The sequence below is a fragment of the Enorma burkinafasonensis genome (genome assembly GCF_902150035.1).
GTDB lineage: Bacteria > Actinomycetota > Coriobacteriia > Coriobacteriales > Coriobacteriaceae > Enorma > Enorma burkinafasonensis.
Map to the genome: position 1 here is coordinate 51,908 of NZ_LR597507.1, position 21,063 is coordinate 72,970.

Genomic DNA, 21,063 nt, shown 5'->3' on the forward strand with positions numbered 1-21,063 from the left:
CATGGAATTCATGCTCGACAACGCCAACATCACCGAACTCGAGAACTGTCTGGAGATCTTCCCCATCACGGGCGTGACCAGCAACCCGAGTATCCTCAAGGCCGAGGGGGACGTCCCCTTCTTCGAGACGCTCCGCGCCATCCGCGAGCTCATCGGCACCGAGCGCTCGCTGCACGTGCAGGTCACGGCCGCCGACGCCGCCGGCATGGTCGCTGAGGGCCGTTGCATCCGCGAGAAGATAGGATCTGACGTCTACATCAAGGTGCCGGTGAACGAGGACGGCCTGAAGGCCATCCGCGTGCTCAAGGCCGAGGGCGCCGGCATCACCGCGACCGCCATCTACAGCAAGCTCCAGGGCTTCATGGCCATCGCCGCCGGCGCCGACTTCATCGCCCCGTACTGCAACCGCATGGCCAACATCGACGTCGACTTCCGCGCGAGCATCGCCGCGTTCCGCCAGGTGATCGACGAGAACGACGCGCCCACCAAGATCCTCGCCGCGAGCTTCCACAGCGTCGAGCAGGTGAACGACGCCCTCGTCGCCGGGGCGCACGCCGCCACCGTGCAGCCGAGCCTGCTACACGGCGCCTTCGCGGCGGGCTCCATCAAAGAGGCGCTCGACGGCTTCGCCCGCGACTGGGCGGCAATCCGCGGCGAGCGCACCATCTGCGAGCTGGACGCCTAGCCGCAGTCGCCACCGCGTCGGCATCCCGCACGGGGCCGTTCCATCTCGAGGGAGATGGGGCGGCCCCGTTTTCCATTGCAGGTGCCCCACATCCTGGGCGCATTGCCATACCCGTTACTCGAATTCTCAACATTTCACATATTGTTTCAATCTAAGTTGTTACTTCATGGTACCATCAGCATAGCGAGAGCCCACAACCCGGAAGGGATACCGTCATGGAATCGTTCCTCAGCTTCCAACCCCAGACCGACGACTGCGATTTCGAGCGCATCGACCGGCTCCAGCACCGCATGGAGCACCGCACGCCCACCATCTGCCCCGAGCGCGCCGAGATCATCACCAAGAGCTACCAGGAGACCGAGGGCGAGCCCATCGTCATCCGCCGCGCCAAGGCGCTCGACGCGATCCTCTCGAGCATGACCATCTACATCGAGCCCGACTCGCTCATCGTGGGCAACCAGGCGAGCAGGAACTTCGCCGCGCCCATCTTCCCGGAGTACTCGTTCAACTGGGTCATCGACGAGCTCGACGAGTTCGAGCACCGTCGCGGCGACATGTTCTACATCACCGAGGACACCAAGGAGCGCCTACGCGCGCTTGCGCCCTACTGGCAGGGCATCACGCACGAGGACGAGGTCCTGCGGAACCTCCCCGAGATCAACTTCAAGGCCGAGAAGCAGGGCGTCCTGCACCGCGGCGGCATCTCGATGTCCGGCGACGGCCACATCATCCCCAACCACGACTTCGTGCTCGAGCACGGCTACGGCGGGTTCGTGAAGATCGCCCAGGAGAAGCTCCAGAACCCCGATCTCACGCAGGACCAGCGCGACTTCTACGAGGCGGCCATCATCGCCAACAACGCCGCCCTCACCTACATCAAGCGCTTCTCCAAGCTCGCCTTGGAGGAGGCCGGGCGCGAGGGCGACGCCAAGCGCAAGCGGGAGCTCGAGTTCATCGGTAAGACGTTCTCGACCTTCATGGAGGGCGGCGCGCGCAACTTCTACGAGGCGGTGGAGTGCGTCTACCTCACCCACACGCTCATGATGATCGAGTCCAACGGCCACTCCTTCAGCTTCGGCCGCTTCGACCAGTACATCTGGCCCTACTACCAGGCCGATATCGAGGCCGGGAAACTCACCCGCGAGAAGGCGCTCGAGATCATCACGCACTTCTTCATCATGACCAACAGCCTGAACAAGGTCCGTCCCTGGGGCCACACCCAGTACAGCTGCGGCTACCCGCTCTACTCGAACCTTATGGTGGGCGGCATGAAGCCGGACGGCACCGACGGCACCAACGACCTGAGCTACCTCTGCCTTGAGGCCATGAACCAGAGCCGCCTGCCCGAGCCCAACCTCTCGGTGCGCTTCTCCCAGGACACCCCGCACGCCCTCATCAAGGACGCCGCGCGCCTCATCCGCAAGGGCTACGGCATGCCGTCGATGTTCTGCGACGAGGTGGTCATCCCGGCCATGCTCACGCTCGAGGGCGTCGATGAGGAGGTCGCGCGCGACTACGCCTCGATGGGCTGCGTCGAGACCGCGATCCCCGGCCGCTGGGGCCACCGCGCCACGGGCATGACCTACATCAACTTCGGCAAGATCCTGGAGATCATCCTCAACAACGGCCAGGACCCCGAGACCGGCATCCAGCTCTTCAGCGTGAACGGCGAGGAGGGCTGCGAGGTCGAGTACGAGAGCTACGAGGCGCTCTGGGACGAGTGGTGCCGCGCGCTCGACTTCTATATGAAGCTCGCCGTCGACTGCGACAAGGTCTGCGACCGCTCGCTCAAGTACCACGACGCTGACGCCTTCGCGAGCTGCACCATCAACTACGCGCTCGAGCGCGGCAAAACGCTCAAGAACGGCGGCTCCGAGTACGACTACGTGAGCCAGTCGAACATCGGCATGAGCGTGGTGGGCGACTCGCTCGCCGCGGTGAAGAAGCTCGTCTTCGAGGACAGGGAGCTCACGCTCGACGAGCTGCGCCGCGCCATGCACGGGAACTTCGAGGGCCCGGAGGGCGCGCGCATCCGCAAGATGTGCCGTAACGTCCCCAAGTTCGGCAACGACGACGACTACGTCGACCCCATCGTGGCCGACGTGTACGAGAGCTACCTCGCCCTCATCCCCAACTACTCGACCGACCGCGCCGGCGAGGGCCCCATCGGCTGCCGCTACTCGATGTCGACGAGCAACATCACGAGCTACGTGCCCAACGGCTTCGACGTGGGTGCCACGCCCGACGGGCGCCTTGCCGGCAAGCCGCTCAACGAGGGCTGCTCGCCGTGCCTCGGCGCCGACCACAACGGCCCCACCGCGGTGATCAACTCGGTCTCCAAGCTCCCCAACAAGCGCATGGCCGGCGGCCAGCTGCTCAACATGCGCTTCGCCCCCGGCTCGCTCGCCGGCGAGGAGAACCTGGAGAAGTTCACCAACTTCATCGAGACGATGCGCTACAAGAACATCTTCCACAACCAGTTCAACGTCCTCGACACCGAGACCATGCGCGACGCCCAGAAGCACCCCGAGGACCACATGGACCTCATGGTGCGCGTGGCCGGGTACTGCGCGCTGTTCAACACGCTCATGCCCGAGACGCAAGACGCCATCATCGAGCGCACCGAGCTCTCGTTCTAGTTCGCATCCTCCCCTCATGCAGCGGCCCGCCATCCTCCCCCCGGCGGGCCGCTTCCCCTTGAAAGGAACCGCCATGGCAGACGCGACGACGAAGATGCGACCGGCCCCCGCCGCGGCCCCGGGACGAGACGACGACCCCACGGGCCTTGTCATGAACATCCAGAGCTACTCGACCAAGGACGGCCCGGGCATCCGCTCGACGGTGTTCATGGTCGGCTGCAACCTGCGCTGCCTGTGGTGCTCGAACCCCGAGAGCATGTACCCGGGCGTGAAGGTGATGCACCACGCGAACCTCTGCCGCCGCTGCGGCGCGTGCACGCTCCACGCGCGGCCCGCGGGCTCCGTCGCGCTCGGCGAGGCAGGCATCGCCATCGACCGCGCGCGCTGCGAGAACCTCATCGAGCTCGCGGACGTCTGCAGCTACGACGCCTACGAGATCAAGGGCCGCGAGATGCGCGCGAGCGAGGTCGCCGCGAAGCTCCTGCGCGACAAGGCGTTCTACGAGACGAGCGGGGGCGGCGTGACCTTCTCGGGCGGCGAGTGCCTGATGCAGCCGGAGTTCGTGCGCGCCGTCGCCGCGCGCCTGCGCGCCGAGGGGGTGCACGTGGCGCTCGACACGGCGGGCCTTTGGGACTATGAGCGGGTGCGGCCGGTCCTCGACCTCGCCGACCTCGTGCTCCTCGACATCAAGGCCTGGGACCCCGCGATCCACCGCCGCTGCACGGGCCAGGACAACGTGCGCATCCTCGAGAACGCGCGCCGGCTCGCCGCGGAGGGGCACGAGCTCATCGTGCGCCTCGTCATCGTGCCCGGCTGGAACGACGACCGGGCGGACGTCGAGCGGCGTCTGGATTTCATCTCGTCGTTGGGTAGCGCGGTACGGCAGGTCGGCATCTTGAAGTATCATAGGCTCGGCCTTGGCAAATATCGCGATCTGGGGCTCGAGTACCCGCTTCCCGACGTCTGCGAACCCACCGACGACGACATCCGGTGGATGCTCGACTACGGGAGGGGGCTCGGCCTCATGATGACCGTGAACGGCTGATGGAGTCTTCGATGAGCGTGACCGAACGGCGCATGAGCATATTCTCGATCCTCGAGGAACAGGGCGTCGCGGATATCAAGAGCCTCGCCGAGCACTTTGGCGTCTCGACCATGACGATCCGTCGCGACCTGCAGCTCTTCGAGCGCCAGGGTCTTGTCACCATGAACTACGGCAGCGCCTACCTGAACCGCGCCGCCTCGACGCGCGAGCCGAGCTTCGCCGCCAAGACGAGCCAGCAGGTCGCCCAGAAGCAGGCCATCGGCGAGCTGGCCGCCTCCACGGTCCGAGACGGCGAGTCCATCATCATCGACTGCGGCACCACGCCGCTGCAGGTCCTGCGCGCGCTCACCGCCAAGAACGTCACCGTGTTCACGAGCTCGCTGCCCGTAGCGAACCTCGTCACCGAGCGCGACGACATCGAGCTCTTCTTCGCCCCGGGGCGCTACCGGAGCGTCTCCGCCGGCGTGGTGGGCGACCTCGCCAGCGAGTTCTACCACTCGCTCCACGTCGACAAGGCCTTCCTGGGCGCGCACGCCTGCACGGTCGAGGACGGCGCCATGCAGCCCGCCGTGGAGGACGCGACCACCAAGCGTGCCATCATGGCGGCGGCATCCGAGACGTTCCTGCTCGTCGACTCGGCGAAGTTCGGCAAGACCGCGCTCGTGGAGAACGCCCGCCTCGACGAGTACGACCACGTGGTCACCGACGACCTCCTGGATCCCGAGGAGCTCGAGCGGGTGCGCGCGGCCTCGGCGGATCTCATGGTCGCGCAGGTGGGCGGCGCGCGGCAGTGACATCGCACGGCGGCGGGGCCCGGCACCGGCACCCGTCGCGATTCGGCCGTTCAAGCGAAAGGGGCTCTCATGCACGATGTCGGAATGAACATGGGCCAGCTGGCCATGAGCGTGAAGCAGGTCGACGACACCATTGCGCTCGCGCGCGACTGGAGCCATAGCCTGCTCCATGCCACCGAGGCCTACGACATGCCCTGCATCGGCGGGAAGCTCGAGACCGCGCTCGCCGCGCTCGACGAGGCGCGCGACGCGCTTCAGGGCTACGAGGACGCCATCGAGGCCGACCACAACGCCGTCGGTACCGTCAAGCTGGTGTGATATGGGCGCCCCGCACGCATCGGGCGAGCTCGTCCGCTTCTCCATCGCCATGCCCGCCGACCTGCTCGACGCCTTCGACGGCCAGATCGCGCGGCGCGGTGAGGGCGCCAACCGCTCCGAGGCCATCCGCGACCTCATCCGCTCGTCTCTGGTCGAGGAGGAGCTGCGCACGCCCGAGGCGCAGGTCATCGGCTCGCTAACCATGATCTACGACCACCACACCGGCGACTTGACCCGCCGTCTCGACGAGATCCAGCACGACTACACCCCCGAGATCGTCTCGACGATGCACGTGCACCTGGACCACCACAACTGCCTCGAGATCCTCGCGCTGCGCGGCAAGGGCGAGCGCGTCTACGAGCTCGCCGACAAGCTCCTGGGGTTGCGCGGCGTGAAGCACGGCGAGCTCACCTGCGCCGCCACCGACCAGAGCCTCGAGCGCTAGGGCGCGCATGCCGCGGGTGCGCGTACACATCACCGGGATCGTGCAGGGCGTGGGCATGCGCCCGTTCGTGTACCGCGAGGCCGTGGCGGCGGGCATCGACGGCTGGGTCCTGAACGCGACCGACGGCGTGCACATCGAGGCCGCGGGGGCGCGCCCGCAGCTAGACGCGTTCATCGCCGCGCTCGAGGCGCATGCACCGTCGGCGGCGCGCATCGACCGCATCGATGTCGAGCCCTGCGGCGAGGCGGGCGAGCCGGCCGCGGAGGGGTTCTCCATCGTGGCATCCGACGGCGCGGGCGCGCGCACCACCCTCGTCTCCCCCGACATCGCCACCTGCGACGACTGCCTGCGCGAGCTCTTCGACCCCGCCGACCGGCGCTACCACTACCCCTTCATCAACTGCACCAACTGCGGGCCGCGCTACACCATCATCGAGGCGCTCCCCTACGACCGGCCGCTCACCTCGATGGGGGCGTTCCCCATGTGCGCGCGGTGCGCCGCGGAGTACGCGGACCCGCTCGACCGGCGCTTCCACGCCCAGCCCGACGCCTGCTTCGACTGCGGGCCGCACATCACCTGGCGCGAAGCCGGCAGCGAGGACGAGCTGCGCGGGCTGACCCTGCCCGAGAGCGACGCGATCATCGAGCGTTGCTGCGAGCTCCTGCGCGCCGGCGGCATCGTGGCGATCAAGGGTCTCGGCGGGTTCCACCTCGCCTGCGACGCCACGAACGAGCGGGCCGTGCAGGAGCTCCGGCGGCGCAAGCGGCGAGCGCGCAAGGCGCTCGCTGTGATGGTGCCCGACCTCGCGTGCGCCGAGGGCCTCTGCCACATCGACGATACCGAGCGCGCGCTCCTTACCGGCTCCGTCCGACCCATCGTGCTGCTGCGCCGCAAGGGCGGCGCCGGGCTGTATGGGGGCACGGTCGCATCCCATCCCGCCGGTACGCTCGCGCCCTCCGTCGCGCTCGACCTCCCCGAGATCGGCATCATGCTGCCCTACACGCCGCTCCAGCACCTCATCATGGCGTCGTTCGGCAGACCTATCGTCATGACCAGCGGCAACGTGAGCGGCAACCCCATCGAGATCGATGATGGGGCGGCGTGGGAGCGCCTGGTCGCAAGCGGCATCGCCGACGCGCTCGTCGGCAACGACCGCGAGATCCGCGCCCGCTTCGATGACTCGGTGGTGCGCGTGGTCGCGGCGGGCGCGCCGGTCGTCCTCCCCGTGCGCCGCGCCCGCGGCTACGCGCCGCAACCGCTCGAGCTGCCCGCCTGCTCAGGTACGGCTCCCACCATCCTCGCCTGCGGTGCCGAGCAGAAGGCCACGCTCGCCTTCACGCGCGACGACGGCGCGGGGGCGCGCTGCTTCCTCTCGCAGCATATCGGCGACGTCGAGCAGGCGCTGACGCTCGACGCCTGGCACGAGGCCCGCGAGCACATGGCCCGCCTCTTCGACCTCGCGCCCGCCGCCCTCGCCTGCGACCTGCACCAGGGCTACCTCACGAGCCAGTGGGCGCGCGCAGAGGCGCGCAGGCGCGCGCTGCCGCTCGTCGAGGTGCAGCACCACCATGCCCACATCGCCGCGGTCGTCGCCGAGAAGGCCGCCCAGGGGGCGATCGACGACAAGGCCCCTGTCGTGGGCGTCGCACTCGACGGCACGGGCGCCGGGGACGACGGCACCATCTGGGGCGGCGAGATCCTCGTCGCGACGCTTACCGGCTACGAGCGCGCGGCGCATCTCGCCACCTGGCCGCTCCCCGGCGGGGCGGCGGCGGTGCGCGACCCCAGGCGCTGCGCCTATGCGCTGCTGCGCGAACATGGCCTCCTCGACCATCCCGGTGCCGCGGGCCTACTCGCCGCGCTCGGTCCTAAGCTCCGGGAGACCCTGGACGCCATGATCGATCGCGGTATCAACTCGCCGCGCACGAGCAGCATGGGGCGCTTCCTCGATGCGTGCGCGGCCGTACTCGGCATCTGCGACCGCGCGACCTACGATGGCGAGCCCGCCATCGAGCTCGAGGCGGCGGCGAGCCGCGCGCGGTCGTGCGGCCATCTTCCGCTTAACGAGGGGGAAGGCTGTCGCGGGATCGATGCGGCCGGCCGCGCCGACGGCGGCGGGGAGGCGCTCATCCTCGACCCCGCGCCGCTGCTCCGTGCGCTCCTGGACGGCATCGCCGCAGGAATCGCTGCGGATGAGCTCGCCTGTGCCTTGCATGGCGGGGTCGCCGAGCTGGTGGTCGAGGCCACCCGGCTCGTGGCCCGGCGCCATGGCATCGATGCCGTCGCGCTCTCCGGCGGGGTCTTCATGAACCGCATCCTGCTCGAGGCGGTGCACCGGTCCCTCGATGCGGCAGGGCTTACGGTCCTAGTCCCCACCACGGTCCCGGTGAACGACGGCTGCATCGCCTACGGCCAGGCCGCCGTGACCCGCGCGCGCCTGGCGATAGCGGCGCCCGCCGCCGAAGACCGGCCGGGCGCCTGATGCGCCCCGCGCGGTTTGCCCAAACGTTGGCGTGAGAGTACCATCTTTACGCGAACGAACCGAAGGAGCGCACCTATGTGTCTAGCCATTCCCGGTGAGATCGTCCAGATCGACGGCACGCACGCCACGCTCGACATGCTCGGCGTGCGCCGGTCCATATCGCTCGCCCTCACGCCCGAGGCGCGCGTAGGCGACTGGGTGCTCGTCCACGCCGGCTTCAGCATCCAGGTGGTCGACGAGGCGGAGGCGCGTCAGACCATCGAGCTGGTGCGCGAGCTCGATGAGCTCGCGAGCGAGGATATCCCCGCGGCGGCCTATGAGGCCGACGGGGACGCGACTGTCAGGGCTGTCCGCCCATGAGCGCGAACGGCGCGCCCCAGGAGAGCGCACCCGGCCTCGACCTTGCCGCCTTCAGGGACCCCGCGCTCGCCCGCGGCCTCATCGGCCGCATCCGCGACCTGGTGGGATCGCGCGCCATCAACCTCATGGAGGTCTGCGGGACGCACACGATGAGCATCGGGCGCTACGGGTTCCGCTCGGTCATGCCCGAGGGCCTGAGGCTGCTGTCCGGCCCCGGCTGCCCCGTGTGCGTGACGGCGAACGGCGACATCGACCGCGCCATCGCGCTCGCCCGCATGGACGGCGCGACCGTCGCCACCTTCGGCGACATGGTGCGCGTGCCCGGCAGCACCTCGTCGCTCGCGCAGGAGAAGGCCGCCGGCCGCGACGTGCGCGTGGTCTACTCCCCCCTCGATGCGCTCGAGATCGCCGCGCGCGAGCCCGAGCGCGAGGTCATCTTCCTCGGCGTGGGCTTCGAGACCACCACGCCCGCCATCGCCGCGTCCATCCTCGAGGCCGCATCACGCGGCATCTCGAACTTCAGCGTGCTCAGCATGCACAAGACCACGCCGGCGGCGCTGCGCGCCATCGCCGACGATCCCGAGACGGCCATCGACGGCTTCATCCTGCCCGGCCATGTCTCGACCATCACCGGCACCGAGCCGTTCCGCTTCCTCGTCGACGAGTACGGCATCCCCGGTGTGGTGACCGGCTTCGAGCCGGTTGACATCCTCGAGGGCATCATGCAGCTCGTCGACATGATCGGGCGGCACGAGCCCGCGATCGGCAACGCCTACCGCCGCGGCGTGCGCGACGAGGGCAACGCGACCGCGCGGCGCATCACCGAGCAGGTCTTCGAGCCCTGCGACGCCACCTGGCGCGGGCTGGGCGAGCTTCCCGCGTCGGGCATGCGCATCCGCGCGGACTTTCGCGCCTTCGATGCCCGCGCGCGCTTCGACGTCGCGGTCGAACCCACGCGCGAGCCGCGCGGCTGCCGCTGCGGGGACGTGCTGCGCGGCGCGATCGCCCCGAGCGCGTGCCCGCTCTTCGGGACGGCGTGCACGCCCGAGCATCCCGTGGGCCCGTGCATGGTCTCGAGCGAGGGCAGCTGCGCCGCCTACCATACGTACCGTCTCTAGATGCGGCGCGGGCGCGGCGCGCAGGCCCAGCCCGTTCCGCCGGCCCCATACCCGCACGACCCCGGGAGGTCTTATGTCTTCGAGCGATACCACCGTCCAGATGAGCCACGGCTCGGGCGGGCAGATGATGAAGCGCCTCATCGACGAGGTGTTCCTCGAGGCGTTCGGCGCGGCCGAGCTGCACGCCGGCGACGACGCGGGCGTCGCCGCGCTCCCCGCGACCGGCCGCATCGCGCTCTCCACCGACACCTTCGTGGTCACGCCGCAGTTCTTCCCCGGCGGCGACATCGGCAGGCTCGCGGTCTCGGGCACGGTGAACGACGTCGCGACCTCGGGCGCCCACGTGCGCTACCTCTCCTGCGGCTTCATCCTCGAAGAAGGCTACCCGCTCGCCGACCTCGAGCGGATCTGCGCGAGCATGGCCGCCACGGCGCGCGAGGCGGGCGTGGATATCATCACCGGCGACACCAAGGTCGTGGGGCGCGGCAAGGCGGACGGGGTCTTCATCAACACGGCGGGTGTGGGCGAGGTGCCCACGGGCGTCGCGCTCTCGGGCGCGAACGTGCAGCCGGGCGACGTCGTCCTGGTGTCGGGCACGATGGGCGACCACGGCATCGCCATCATGAGCACGCGCGAGGGGCTCTCGTTCTCGACCGACATCGAGAGCGACGTCGCACCGCTCAACCACCTCATCGCCGCGGTGCTGGAGGCGGCGCCCCATGCGCGCTGCTTCCGCGACCCCACGCGCGGCGGGCTGGCGAGCACGCTCAACGAGTTCGCCCAGGCGAGCGGCGTCGACATCGAGCTCGACGAGGAGGCCGTCCCGGTGAAGGCTCAGGTGCGCGCCGCGTGCGAGATGCTCGGCTACGACCCCCTGCAGGTCGCGAACGAGGGCAAGATGGTCGCGGTGGTGCCCGGCGGCGACCCCGACGCCGCGCTCGCCGCCATGCGCGCGAGCCGTTACGGGGAGCACGCGGCGATCGTGGGCGCCGCGGTTGCGCCGAGGCGCGCCGAGGGCCCCTGCGTGCGCGTGCGCACGCCCTGGGGGGCCGAGCGCATCCTCGACATGGTCGTGGGCGAGCAGCTGCCACGCATCTGCTAGGGAGGGCCCATGCGCTACACCCACGTCATCTTCGATCTTGACGGGACCCTGCTCGACACGCTGCAGGACCTGGCCTGCACGTGCAACCTCGTCTGCGAGCGCAACGGCTGGCCCACCTTCCCGGTCGACGCCTACCGCTACAAGGTCGGCAACGGCATGCCCAAGCTCGTCGAGCGCATCATCCCCGCCGAGTTCGCCGGCATGCCCGATGTGTTCGAGCGGACGCTTAGCGCCTTCCAGGCTGCCTACGCCGCGCATGCGCAGGACCACACGGCGCCCTATCCCGGCATCATCGATACCCTCGATGGGCTCGCCGCGGCGGGTGTCACCCTCGCGGTGCTCAGCAACAAGGACCACGCCGCCGTGGTCCCGCTTGTCGAGCGCTACTTCGGCAAGCGGTTCGTCCTGGTCCAGGGGCGCATCGACGCCTTCCCGCCCAAACCGGCGGCACCGATCACCCGGTATGTCCTCGATGCGCTCGACGCGCCCGTCGCCTCGACGCTCTACGTGGGCGACAGCTCCGTGGATGTGGAGACCGGACACAACGCCGGCCTCGACGTCGCAGGGGTCGCCTGGGGGTTCCGCGGACGGGCGGAGCTCGAGCGTGCCGGCGCGGACCGCATCGCGGAGAAGCCGGCGGAGCTGCTCGGCATCGTGCGGGGCACGCGCGACGCGCCCGCGCGCCTCAAGCCCTAGCAGGCGGGCCGGGCGCGACGGCAGCCAGGCGCGGCCGCTACCCGCCGAAGACCTCCATCAGGGCGATGTGTGACGGCTCGTCCATCCACCAGACGCCGTCTCCGTCCTGCACGAAGACGATCTCGATCGCTCTTTCCTCCACGGCGGTCTCATCCACCGTTTCGAGCAGCAGCTGGCCCGCGAACCGGTAGATCTGCTCCTCGCTCGTAACCGTCGAGGGGTCCACCGTCTGGGACCACTCCTGGAACCGGCGCTGGAACTCGGTCACGATGCCGTCGTAGGGTTTCACGGTCAACGTGAGCCGCACGGTCGCCGTGTCGCCGTCGACGCTCACGGCGCCCACCTCGTAGTCGTACCCGTCGAGGAAGGCCTCGAGGAACTGGTCCATGGTGATGCCGAGCGCGGTGAAGCTCTGGTCGCCCGATTCCTGGAGCGCCACGAGGATCCGCCCGTCGGCCTCCCCCGGGTCGCCCAGGTACCAGTAGACATCCGAGAGGATGAGTTCCTCGTCCGTGGGCAGGTAGGCCGCATAGACCGCCGCGCGGGCCTCCTCGTCATCGACCGTCCACACGTCACCAGAGCGGCGGTAGGTGAGCTCGAGCTCGCGGTCCTGCTCCTCGCCCGCATCGGAGCGCGCGCCCTCGTGCGCCTCGACGGCGTCGATGAGCGGGCGGTGCGACACCGTGACGGCCGCGGTCGCCGTCGCGCCGTCCTCTGCGACCGTGACCTCGTCCACCTCGTACGTCGAGTCCTCGAGCCATGCCTCGTAGGCGTCCTCGCCCGGGTGCGGGTAGTTGCCGAGCGCGGCGAGGACGCGGTCGGCCTCGGTGACGAGTGCGGCGCCCTCGTCCGAGGAAGGGTCCGCATAGGCGGCCATGAGCGTGCCGGCGTTCGCGGCGACGATGTCCTCGGGCTTGTCGGCGATAAAGGTCCGGTAGGCGAAGAGACCGCCCGCGCCGAGCGCCGCGACAAGGGCGATCGCGCCGAGCGCGATGCCCACGACCTTGCCGACGCCCCGCTTGCGGGGAGCCTGCGGTGCCGGGGCGGGTTGCTGCGCGGGATAGGGCCGCTGCGGCGCGGGCTGTGGTGCCGGGGCGGGTTGCGGCATGGGGTACGCTTGCGGTGCCGGGGCCTGCTGCGCCGCCGGGACGGGCGGATAGGAGGGCCGCGGGACCTGCCCATACGGCGCGGCACCGCCCGGCGCTGCCGAGAAGCCGCCTGCCACCTGCGGTGACGGCGCGCTCTGCGACTGCGCGGACGGTGCCGGCGAAGACGGGGCGGACGCGGCGGACCCCTGCGTCACAGGGCTCCCGCATGCGGTGCAGAAGGCCGAGCCCTCAGGTACCGCGGCTCCGCACGTCGTGCAAAACATCTCGTCCCCCCGTCTCTCTTAAGTTGTCAATCACGTGGTGCCGCATGCGGCGCGCGCGTGCGCGCTACACGCCGAACAGGGCGTTGACCTCGCTCTGGGACACCGGGTCCATGGTCCAGTCGTCGCCATCCTTGGTGTAGTCGACGGTGAGGGTGCTCTCGGTGGCCTCGGCGTTCTGGACGGTCTCGAGCAGGATGCGGCCGGCCTCCTGGTAGAGGTCGTCCTCGCTCGTGATGGTGGTGAGGTCGGTCGAGTAGACCCACTCGGTGAAGTCGGTCTGGAACGTGGTCATGATGTCGTTGAAGGACTTGACCGTCACGGTCACCTCGGCCGTCGCGGTGTCGCCGTCGACCGTGATGTCGCCGATCTCATAGCCGAAGCCGTCGAGGTAGGCGTCGGAGAACTCCTCGGCGGAGATGCCGAGCGTCCCCAGGTCCTCGCCGGCGGCCTGCTCGAGACCCGTGGCGAGCTCCTCGTTCACGGTATCGAGGTCGCCGAGCGCCGCCTCGAGGTCCTCGCGGATGAGCTGCGCGGGGTCGGGACCGCCGCAGCCGGCGATGAACAGCGAGAACACGAGCGCGACCGCCATGAATGGCACCAAGAACAGACGTTTCTTCATGGTTCCTCCCAGAAACGATGCAGAGGGGCGCCCCCCGCCCGACGGTGTCGGGCCCGCCCCGATTGCCAATGCATCCCGATTGTACCCGAGCGGTAGCGCGAACGGCGCCGCTATGCACGCGCTTTCCGCGAACGCGGCGCTTTACTCGGCGTAGATGCATAAAAACGGGCCCCTGAGCTGCGGAGCCCAGGGGCCATCGGATGACTTAACGGATTCGGGCGATTTGCTTAGCGCTCCTTGACGCCGTAGCGCTCGTAGTACGCGTCGAGCGCCGCCTTGGTCGCGTCGTCGATCACCACGCGTCCGTCGACCTCGTTGCCGTGAAGCACCTCGACGACCTCGTCCATCGAGACGATCGACGCGACGGGGAAGCCGTAGCGCTCCTGGATCTCCTGCTGCGCGGTCACCACGCCGCCGCGGCCGACCTCCATGCGGTTGAGCGAGACGATGAGGCCCTTGACCTCGACATCGGCGGCGGCCTTGAGCTTGGGGTACGTCTCGTCGATGGACTTGCCCGAGGTGGTCACGTCCTCGACCATGATCACGCGGTCGCCGTCCTTGAGCTCGTAGCCGAGCATCCCGCCCTTGTCCGCGCCGTGGTCCTTGACCTCCTTGCGGTCGGAGCAGTACTTGACCTCCTTGCCGTACAGCTCGGAGAGGGCGATCGCGGTCACGACGGAGAGCGGGATGCCCTTGTACGCCGGGCCAAAGACCACGTCGAAGTCGAGGCCGAAGTTGTCGTGGATGGCATGGGCGTAGTACTCGCCCAGGCGCTTGAGCTGAGAACCCGTGACGTAGGCGCCCGCGTTCATGAAGAACGGCGAGGTGCGGCCGCTCTTGAGCGTGAACTCGCCGAACTTGAGCACGTCGCTCTCGACCATGAACTTGATGAACTCCTGCTTATATGCCTCCATGGGAGCGCCTCCTCGTCGTCGTGGCGCGGGTGTACCCGCTTGCCCATTAGCTTACCAGAGCACCCGGCGGCGCCCCGCCATGGCGCGCATATGGATAATCTTTGGACAAGGTTTGGACGGCCTATCGGATTCGGCGCGTTCGCGCCCGCGAGCGGCGCCCGGGCAGGCAAAGAGAGTACAATCACCAACGTTCGAGAGCATAACGGGCGCACGCGCCCGCTTGTCCATATAGGGATCCTCCATGGCAGAACGACCTCATGCGAGAAGGGGCGCCAGCCGCCCCGATTATCAGTCACGGCCGTCAGCGCACGGCGCGAGGCCCGGCCGCACCGCGACCGGGAGGGGCCAGGCGGCACCCGGCGGCAAGACCGCGCGTCGCCGCCCCGCCCAGCACCAGGCCCGCGGGGCCACCAGCGCCGCTGTGGCCGTCCGCGCACCCGAGCCCGACGGCAAGCGCCCGCGCTCCCGCTACATCCCCGCGCTCGACGGCATCCGCACCTTCGCCGTCATCGCCGTGGTGTTCTACCATCTGAACTTCTCCTGGGCGCAGGGCGGTTTTCTGGGCGTCACGATGTTCTTCGTGCTCTCCGGCTACCTCATCACGCGCCTGCTCATCGCGGAGTTCGAGCAGAGCGGGTCGATCGACCTCAAGGGGTTCTGGATCCGCCGCGTGCGCAGGCTCGTGCCCGCGACCGTCACCCTCGTCGTGGTCGTCGCGATCCTCTGCACGGTCTTCAACCACGTGATGCTCACCAAGATGCGCCCGGATATCGTCCCGTCGCTGCTCTTCTTCAACAACTGGTGGCAGATCCTGCAGAACGTCTCGTACTTCGACGCGCTCGGCGACCCCTCGCCGCTGACCCATTTCTGGTCGCTCGCCATCGAGGAGCAGTTCTACGTCGTGTGGCCCCTGCTGCTGCTCGTGCTGCTCAAGGTGGGCGCGCGCAAGCCTGCCGTGCGCCGCATCGCGCTCGTGCTCGCCGCCGCGTCGGCCCTCGCCATGGCCGTGCTCTACGACCCCGCGGCCGACCCCAGCCGCGTGTACTACGGCACCGACACCCGCGCGTTCTCGATGCTGCTGGGCGCCTGGCTCGCCTTCATCCCCGAGGGCTCTATGGCGCCCGGCCGCCTGCTCGGCGCGCTCGGCTTCGGCCGCGCCACCGCCGACGACGGCTCCATCGAGGGCTACGACGCCGAGCTCGCCGCCGCGAACGCCGCGACGCGCAGCAGCTACACGGCCGAGGCCGCTCAGAACCACCCCGCGCGCACCCGGTCGCCGCGCCCGGCGGGTGCCGGCACGCTCGCCCTCGACATCATGGGCATCGCCGCGATCGCCGGCCTGGTCGCCATGACCGTCATGACGAACGGCTACACCCCGTTCATGTACCGCGGCGGCACCGTGCTCTGCTCGCTGCTCACCGTAGTCGTCATCGCTGCCTGCGTGCAGGAGCGCGGCATCCTCGAGCGCGTCTTCTCCCTCGCGCCGCTCGTGTGGCTCGGCAAGCGCTCCTACAGCATCTACCTCTGGCACTATCCGCTGCTCGCGCTCATGAACCCGGTCTCGAACATCAGCTCGACCCCGTGGTGGATGTACATCGTCCAGCTCGGCGTCGTGCTGCTCGTCGCCGAGCTCTCCTACCACTTCATCGAGACGCCCTTCCGCCATGGCGCGCTGGGCTCCTTCATCGCCCAGGTCCGCAGCGGCCAGGTCCGCATCCCCGATTTTCTGCGCGGGCACGCGGTCGTGACCGGCGCCGTCTCGGTCGCGCTCATCGCCGCGCTCGGCGGGATCGTCTTCGTCCCCAGCACCTCCGCGCTCAGCAACGAGGGCGCCGAGCTCATCGAGAACGGTGCCGAGGACCCGGAGGAGTCGGGAGAGGCCGCCGCGCTCGCCGCCGAGCCCGGCGACGCCACCGATGCGAACGAGGACGGCTTCCCCGACGGCGCGTACGACATCCTCATGATCGGCGACTCCGTCTCGCTGCGCTGCGTCGACACCTTCGGCACGCGGTTCCCGCACGGCCACATCGACGCCGCCAAGAGCAGGCAGTTCGGCACCGCGAAGGGCATCTTCGAGAGCTACGTGCAGCAGAACCTCGCGGGGCGCATCGTCGTCTTCGCGCTGGGCACGAACGGCCTGGTGACCGACAGCGCCATCGACGACCTCATGGCGTCGGTCGGCAGCGACCGCATCGTCGTGTTCATCACCACGCGGAGCCCCCGCCAGTGGGTCGCCGCCACCAACGACGCGCTCAACAGCGCGGCGCAGCGCTACGACAACGTGCGTGTCATCGATTGGTACGGCTACAGCGAGGGGCGCAACGAGCTCTTCGATGGCGACGGCACGCACCTCACCACGCAGGGCGCCGAGGAGTACATCAACCTCGTCTACGAATGTGTGGAGGACGACCTGCCGTTCCGCTTCGAGGGCGCCGAGCGCGACCAGCGGATGAACGAGCTCAACACGCAGATCCAGGACATGTTCGGGCGCATGGGCACCTACGTCAAGGACCGCATCGCGAACGGGGCGACGGACTCCGAGGAGTAGGCCGGCGCATCCGCACGCAACGACAGGGGCCGCACGTCGTGCTCGCGCACGGCCGTGCGGCCCCTTCATGTTCACTACGGTTCCGGGCGACCTTGCCGCCCGCCCCAGTCCTATCCGCCAGCGCCCTTCCTGTCCCGGGCGGGCATGCGGGTGCGCCCGCTACTCCTTCGAGCCCGTGTCGGCATCCTCGAAGGTGTAGCGCTCCTGGGAGCCGAGCACGTGGATGTAGTCCTTCACGAACGCCTTCACGCCCGCCTCGGCGGCCATCTCCATCTGCATGTAGTTGGCCTTCGGGTTCTCCGCGAGCTTGGCGAGGACGGCGTCCTTGGCGACCTGGAACGCGTCGGTCGCGACGTTCACCTTGTTGATGCCGCCGGCCACGGCGCGACGGAGATTCTCCTCGCCGGCTCCCGAGCCGCCGTGCAGCACGAGCGGCATCTTGAGCGCGGCCTTGAGCTCGGCGAGGCGGTCGAAGTCGAGCTTGGGGACGTAGCCCTCGGGATACTGGCCGTGCGCGGTGCCGATGGCCACGGCGAGGGCGTCGCAACCGGTCTCCTTCACGAACTCGACCGCCTGCTCGACGTTGGTGTACATGTCGTCGGTGCGGCCGTCGCCCGCGTCGGCCTGGCCCACATGGCCGAGCTCGGCCTCGACGGAGATGCCCATGGCGTGCGCCTGCGTGACGACGAGCGCCGTGCGGCGCACGTTCTCTTCGTAGCTCAGGGCGGAGGCGTCGATCATGACGTTGGTGTAGCCGAGCTTCATGGCGCGCACCTCGTCATCCCACTTGCCGCCGTGGTCGAGGTTCAGGGCCACGGGCACGTTCGCGCGGCGGGCGATGTTCTGGACGATCGGCGCGATGTCCTCCATATGCGCGTGGTTGTTGATCTGGCCGATGCCCATCTGGATGATGATCGGCGAGTGCTCCTCCTCGGCGGCGGCGATGGCGCCGCGGACCATCTCCATGTTGATGCAGTTGATCGCCATGACGGCGTAGTTGTGCTTGTTGGCGTGGTCGAGAATCGACTTCATCGTGACGAGCATGTTCGGACCTCTCTCCTCAAGGCAGCATTCCCGCGCCGCACGAGATGCCGCCGGGCTGTGCCCGTGCGTGCCCACGCGAGGCGTTCCCCTCCATCATGGCACTAACGCCCGCCCCCTGTCGAGCGTACCGCGGTGCTTCTCGGCGGCGTTGCCGTATTCACCGGCGAGCGCCATCGGTCGGTAGTGCGTTCAAATTCCCATATCTTCGAACGTGACGCCCCCAACAGGAAATGACCAGAGAAACTGCGGGCGCGATTTAGCAAGACCGGCAGTCAAATAAGCCATTATCTTGCTATATCGTGCCCGCAGATTCATGCCAGACCGGAAGGCGCGCGCGGCACCCCATAGCTGTCGAGCAATCTTGCGAGAGCACCGGGCGTCTTGACGATATCGAAATCGAAACGCACCAGCCCGTCGCATGCAGCCGTGAGCAGTGCCTCCCGTTGGCGCTCCTTCATCATCTTGCGTACGGCATCCCCTCCGTGACGGCTCGCGAATGAGCGGTACTTCTCCTCGCCATCCATCTCGAACGCTATCAGCCTGCCGTCATCCGTCCGCCAGGTCCCATCGACGCGAAACGGGTAATTCGAATCGAGCACGTTCGGAAGCACCGTCTGCAGATCGGGCACGGCGAAGCCCTCCTCGATCATGACCCCGCGCGCCACGGACTCGCCGCCGCTCTCCGCCCGGGCGTCCGCATACCGAGCCACCCGTCTGGCCTGTCTGATACCGTGTCGATAGGCGCCGTGACGCTCTGTAAGATCAACGAGGTGCGACTGCGGCCAGTCCCTCAGTCGAAGCGCGCCATCCGCAATCGCCAGAGCTTCTGGAAAAGGGGCCGCTCACATACAGTCGACCACCGTGCGCTCGAACGACGTCACGCGCACGCCCATAACCCGATAGGCGCCGTCGAGCTCTATGGGATGGCGAACGATGAGACCCTTTTCCCGGAATGTGCCCCGTTTGATACGGCTATGTGAATTCGATCGAGCAACTCAACCGACACAGGGAGACCATAGATGCAGGCCGCGGAAAACGACGCGAAGATCCACTCCGGATGAGCGCATGCCAATGATCTGATGATCCGGTAGGGGCGCGTCCACGGCTTCGTCTGCTCCCAATAATCAGTCCGGGCGAACAATCCCGGCATCGGCTCGACGAGCATGCCGCTTCGCACTCGTACGCGGCAGGCGCGAATCGTCGTTTGGCTTTTCGGACAATACAGCAGCCCTCTCTTCTCGAAGGATGAAACCGAATCGCATATGCGGCCGGACACGCTAGCGTACATGGAGCCCCCCCCCCCAAACGATTTCACTCATTTGCGCAGGTTACCAGCTGAATCAAACACGTATCCAACGAAAGGCTTCCCCTGTTCTTACCGGAGCAGGTAGCATGTTCCGTTATTTCCAAAATGCGATTTTGATGGTGCCTCGGTGCGCAAACGGCCTGTTCATCGCTCCGGCGAAGAGGGCCCATGGCCATTCTTTACGGATGGCCATGGGCTGCAGAGCAAGGTTCGAAATCTATGGGCACGTTTTAGCAGGAACCGTCCTTTCAGAACGAACCGTCCTGCTAAAAACTGCCCGCAGAATTCGATGGCCGAGCCAATCGATTCAGCATTGCGTTTTCTTCGACCGAGCGGGCGAATACAGGCCCTACAGCGCGAACATCACCACGGTGAGAACGGTGATGAGGACAATCGTCGCCCAGGTGAGCACGTTCCAGACGCGGCCGTTGCGGTAGGTGCCCATGATCAGGCGGTCCTGCGCGATGAGGACGAGGAACACCAGCAGCACGGGCAGCAGCACGCCGTTGATGACCTGCGCGCTCATCATGATGTCGAAGAGGTTCACCCCGGGCAGGATGACGAGCATCGCCGAGACGAGGATGATGCCCGTGATGATGCCGCGGTAGGTAGGTGCCTCGTCCCAGGTGCGGTCCGCGCCGCGCTCCCAACCGAACGCCTCGCAGATCGCGCTCGACGTGACGCCGGGGAGCACGCACGCCGCGAGGAAGCTCGCCGCCACGAGCCCGGCGCCGAACAGGATGGTCGACCACCGGCCGGCGATGGGCTCGAGCGCCTGGGCGGCATCGGCCGCGTCGGCGACCTCGATGCCCGCGGGATGCAGGACCGTCGCCGTGGTCACGATGATGAACCAGGCGATGGCGCACGCCACCACCGAGCCCGTGACCGTGTCGACGCGCTGCAGCGCGATGCCCTCCTCGTCGACGTTCTTGTCGACCACGTTGTTCTGGGCGAGGAAGATCATCCACGGCGCGATGGTGGTGCCGATCGTCGCGACCAGAAGCGACACGTACCCGGAATCGGGCACGAGGCGCGGCGTGACGGTCGCCACGGCGATCTCGCGCAGGTCGGGCCCCACGAGGAAAGCCGCGGCGACATACGTGATGAAGACGCAGCTCACCAGAAGCAGGATCTTCTCGATGCGCTGGAAGCTCCCGCTCATGGTGATGAGCCAGATGACGAGCCCCACGAGCGGCACCGAGATGGCCGCCGGCACGCCGAAGAGCGCGAGTCCGCTCGCGATGCCCGCGAACTCGGAGATGGTGACGGCGGTGTTGGCGACAAGGAGCGCCGCCATCGCGAGCGCCGAGAGGCGCACACCGAACCGCTCGCGGATGAGCGAGGCGAAGCCCTTGCCCGTGACGCAGCCGCACCGGGCGGCGGTCTCCTGCACGACTATGAGCAGGACCGCCATCACCGGCAGGATCCACAGCGTCCCGTAACCGAAGTCCGCGCCCGCGCTCGAGTAGGTCGCGATGCCGCCGGCGTCGTTGCCCGCGAGCGCCGCGAGAAGCCCCGGCCCCATCGCGCCGAGCACCGCCGCCGGGGTGAGCCTCCCCCGTCCGTCCCGCGCCAT

Annotated in this window: 18 protein-coding genes and 1 pseudogene; 12 read left to right on the forward strand and 7 right to left on the reverse strand. The window is 68.3% G+C overall.

From position 1 onward, the window contains the following. Position 1: 1 nt before the first annotated feature. The 11 genes from FS885_RS05610 (at position 2) to FS885_RS05660 (ending at position 11,684) form a co-directional block, all read left to right on the forward strand. Positions 2 to 685, forward strand: a complete 684-nt coding sequence (locus FS885_RS05610; RefSeq protein WP_144744102.1) for a fructose-6-phosphate aldolase — start codon at positions 2 to 4, stop codon at positions 683 to 685. Between the two features lie 215 nt (positions 686 to 900). Further along, on the forward strand, positions 901 to 3,324 hold the full coding sequence (locus FS885_RS05615; protein ID WP_144744103.1) for a glycyl radical protein: 2,424 nt from the start codon (positions 901 to 903) through the stop codon (positions 3,322 to 3,324). A gap of 73 nt (positions 3,325 to 3,397) precedes the next feature. Beyond that, on the forward strand, positions 3,398 to 4,369 hold the full coding sequence (locus FS885_RS05620) for a glycyl-radical enzyme activating protein (RefSeq protein WP_186365792.1): 972 nt from the start codon (positions 3,398 to 3,400) through the stop codon (positions 4,367 to 4,369). 11 nt (positions 4,370 to 4,380) lie between these two features. Beyond that, positions 4,381 to 5,163 (forward strand): DeoR/GlpR family DNA-binding transcription regulator, encoded by a 783-nt coding sequence (locus tag FS885_RS05625; RefSeq protein WP_186365793.1) that lies wholly within the window; start codon positions 4,381 to 4,383, stop codon positions 5,161 to 5,163. 69 nt (positions 5,164 to 5,232) lie between these two features. Then, entirely contained in the window at positions 5,233 to 5,481 is a 249-nt protein-coding gene (locus FS885_RS05630; protein WP_144744106.1) for a hypothetical protein, read from the forward strand. Between the two features lies 1 nt (position 5,482). Further along, positions 5,483 to 5,926, forward strand: coding sequence for a nickel-responsive transcriptional regulator NikR (nikR, locus tag FS885_RS05635; RefSeq protein ID WP_144744107.1), 444 nt, complete (start codon positions 5,483 to 5,485; stop codon positions 5,924 to 5,926). A 7-nt stretch (positions 5,927 to 5,933) separates the two neighbouring features. After that, the gene (hypF, locus tag FS885_RS05640) at positions 5,934 to 8,408 is read left to right on the forward strand and encodes a carbamoyltransferase HypF (protein ID WP_144744108.1); all 2,475 of its coding nucleotides are present in this window, start codon (positions 5,934 to 5,936) and stop codon (positions 8,406 to 8,408) included. A gap of 75 nt (positions 8,409 to 8,483) precedes the next feature. After that, the gene (locus tag FS885_RS05645) at positions 8,484 to 8,768 is read left to right on the forward strand and encodes a HypC/HybG/HupF family hydrogenase formation chaperone (RefSeq protein WP_144744109.1); all 285 of its coding nucleotides are present in this window, start codon (positions 8,484 to 8,486) and stop codon (positions 8,766 to 8,768) included. After that, positions 8,765 to 9,886: a hydrogenase formation protein HypD gene (gene hypD / locus FS885_RS05650; RefSeq protein WP_144744110.1), complete on the forward strand. Its 1,122-nt coding sequence runs from the start codon at positions 8,765 to 8,767 to the stop codon at positions 9,884 to 9,886. The genes FS885_RS05645 and hypD overlap by 4 nt, the downstream gene beginning before the upstream one ends. Before the next feature lie 73 nt (positions 9,887 to 9,959). After that, the gene (hypE, locus tag FS885_RS05655) at positions 9,960 to 10,988 is read left to right on the forward strand and encodes a hydrogenase expression/formation protein HypE (RefSeq protein ID WP_144744111.1); all 1,029 of its coding nucleotides are present in this window, start codon (positions 9,960 to 9,962) and stop codon (positions 10,986 to 10,988) included. 9 nt (positions 10,989 to 10,997) lie between these two features. Beyond that, positions 10,998 to 11,684: an HAD family hydrolase gene (locus FS885_RS05660; protein ID WP_144744112.1), complete on the forward strand. Its 687-nt coding sequence runs from the start codon at positions 10,998 to 11,000 to the stop codon at positions 11,682 to 11,684. A 37-nt stretch (positions 11,685 to 11,721) separates the two neighbouring features. Here FS885_RS05660 and FS885_RS05665 read toward each other — a convergent pair whose 3' ends face one another. From FS885_RS05665 to pyrE, 4 genes and pseudogenes are all read right to left on the reverse strand, one after another. Continuing rightward, positions 11,722 to 12,792 (reverse strand): DUF5105 domain-containing protein, encoded by a 1,071-nt coding sequence (locus FS885_RS05665; protein WP_246060808.1) that lies wholly within the window; start codon positions 12,790 to 12,792, stop codon positions 11,722 to 11,724. Between the two features lie 198 nt (positions 12,793 to 12,990). Next, a pseudogene (locus FS885_RS10185) lies at positions 12,991 to 13,056 on the reverse strand (zinc-ribbon domain-containing protein); the annotation flags it as partial. Between the two features lie 64 nt (positions 13,057 to 13,120). Beyond that, positions 13,121 to 13,675, reverse strand: coding sequence for a DUF5105 domain-containing protein (locus FS885_RS05670; protein WP_144744114.1), 555 nt, complete (start codon positions 13,673 to 13,675; stop codon positions 13,121 to 13,123). 227 nt (positions 13,676 to 13,902) lie between these two features. After that, positions 13,903 to 14,589, reverse strand: coding sequence for an orotate phosphoribosyltransferase (gene pyrE / locus FS885_RS05675; protein ID WP_144744115.1), 687 nt, complete (start codon positions 14,587 to 14,589; stop codon positions 13,903 to 13,905). 241 nt (positions 14,590 to 14,830) lie between these two features. On the opposite strand from pyrE, the gene FS885_RS05680 reads away from it, so the two are divergent. After that, positions 14,831 to 17,137 (forward strand): acyltransferase family protein, encoded by a 2,307-nt coding sequence (locus FS885_RS05680; protein ID WP_144744116.1) that lies wholly within the window; start codon positions 14,831 to 14,833, stop codon positions 17,135 to 17,137. Positions 17,138 to 17,296: 159 nt separating this feature from the next. Here FS885_RS05680 and FS885_RS05685 read toward each other — a convergent pair whose 3' ends face one another. The 3 genes from FS885_RS05685 to FS885_RS05695 all read right to left on the reverse strand — a co-directional run bounded on the left by FS885_RS05685 (position 17,297) and on the right by FS885_RS05695 (position 21,063). After that, positions 17,297 to 18,181, reverse strand: coding sequence for a class II fructose-bisphosphate aldolase (locus FS885_RS05685; RefSeq protein ID WP_144744117.1), 885 nt, complete (start codon positions 18,179 to 18,181; stop codon positions 17,297 to 17,299). A gap of 311 nt (positions 18,182 to 18,492) precedes the next feature. Beyond that, positions 18,493 to 18,831 carry a hypothetical protein gene (locus tag FS885_RS05690; RefSeq protein WP_144744118.1) on the reverse strand — a complete coding sequence of 113 codons (339 nt, stop codon included), beginning with the start codon at positions 18,829 to 18,831 and terminating at the stop codon, positions 18,493 to 18,495. A gap of 1,005 nt (positions 18,832 to 19,836) precedes the next feature. After that, positions 19,837 to 21,063, reverse strand: a complete 1,227-nt coding sequence (locus FS885_RS05695) for an NRAMP family divalent metal transporter (RefSeq protein ID WP_144744119.1) — start codon at positions 21,061 to 21,063, stop codon at positions 19,837 to 19,839.

Excerpts from the sequence above, each read along its gene's own strand:
- hypD (WP_144744110.1), top strand. The coding sequence starts at position 8,765 with ATGAGCGCGAACGGCGCGCCCCAGGAGAGCGCACCCGGCCTCGACCTT.
- hypE (WP_144744111.1), top strand. The coding sequence starts at position 9,960 with ATGTCTTCGAGCGATACCACCGTCCAGATGAGCCACGGCTCGGGCGGG.
- FS885_RS05610 (WP_144744102.1), top strand. The coding sequence starts at position 2 with ATGGAATTCATGCTCGACAACGCCAACATCACCGAACTCGAGAACTGT.
- FS885_RS05615 (WP_144744103.1), top strand. The coding sequence starts at position 901 with ATGGAATCGTTCCTCAGCTTCCAACCCCAGACCGACGACTGCGATTTC.
- FS885_RS05685 (WP_144744117.1), bottom strand. The coding sequence starts at position 18,181 with ATGCTCGTCACGATGAAGTCGATTCTCGACCACGCCAACAAGCACAAC.
- FS885_RS05690 (WP_144744118.1), bottom strand. The coding sequence starts at position 18,831 with ATGATCGAGGAGGGCTTCGCCGTGCCCGATCTGCAGACGGTGCTTCCG.
- FS885_RS05670 (WP_144744114.1), bottom strand. The coding sequence starts at position 13,675 with ATGAAGAAACGTCTGTTCTTGGTGCCATTCATGGCGGTCGCGCTCGTG.
- hypF (WP_144744108.1), top strand. The coding sequence starts at position 5,934 with ATGCCGCGGGTGCGCGTACACATCACCGGGATCGTGCAGGGCGTGGGC.
- FS885_RS05630 (WP_144744106.1), top strand. The coding sequence starts at position 5,233 with ATGCACGATGTCGGAATGAACATGGGCCAGCTGGCCATGAGCGTGAAG.
- FS885_RS05680 (WP_144744116.1), top strand. The coding sequence starts at position 14,831 with ATGGCAGAACGACCTCATGCGAGAAGGGGCGCCAGCCGCCCCGATTAT.
- FS885_RS05620 (WP_186365792.1), top strand. The coding sequence starts at position 3,398 with ATGGCAGACGCGACGACGAAGATGCGACCGGCCCCCGCCGCGGCCCCG.
- FS885_RS05665 (WP_246060808.1), bottom strand. The coding sequence starts at position 12,792 with ATGCCGCAACCCGCCCCGGCACCACAGCCCGCGCCGCAGCGGCCCTAT.
- FS885_RS05625 (WP_186365793.1), top strand. The coding sequence starts at position 4,381 with ATGAGCGTGACCGAACGGCGCATGAGCATATTCTCGATCCTCGAGGAA.
- pyrE (WP_144744115.1), bottom strand. The coding sequence starts at position 14,589 with ATGGAGGCATATAAGCAGGAGTTCATCAAGTTCATGGTCGAGAGCGAC.
- nikR (WP_144744107.1), top strand. The coding sequence starts at position 5,483 with ATGGGCGCCCCGCACGCATCGGGCGAGCTCGTCCGCTTCTCCATCGCC.
- FS885_RS05660 (WP_144744112.1), top strand. The coding sequence starts at position 10,998 with ATGCGCTACACCCACGTCATCTTCGATCTTGACGGGACCCTGCTCGAC.
- FS885_RS05645 (WP_144744109.1), top strand. The coding sequence starts at position 8,484 with ATGTGTCTAGCCATTCCCGGTGAGATCGTCCAGATCGACGGCACGCAC.
- FS885_RS05695 (WP_144744119.1), bottom strand. The coding sequence starts at position 21,063 with ATGGCGCGGGACGGACGGGGGAGGCTCACCCCGGCGGCGGTGCTCGGC.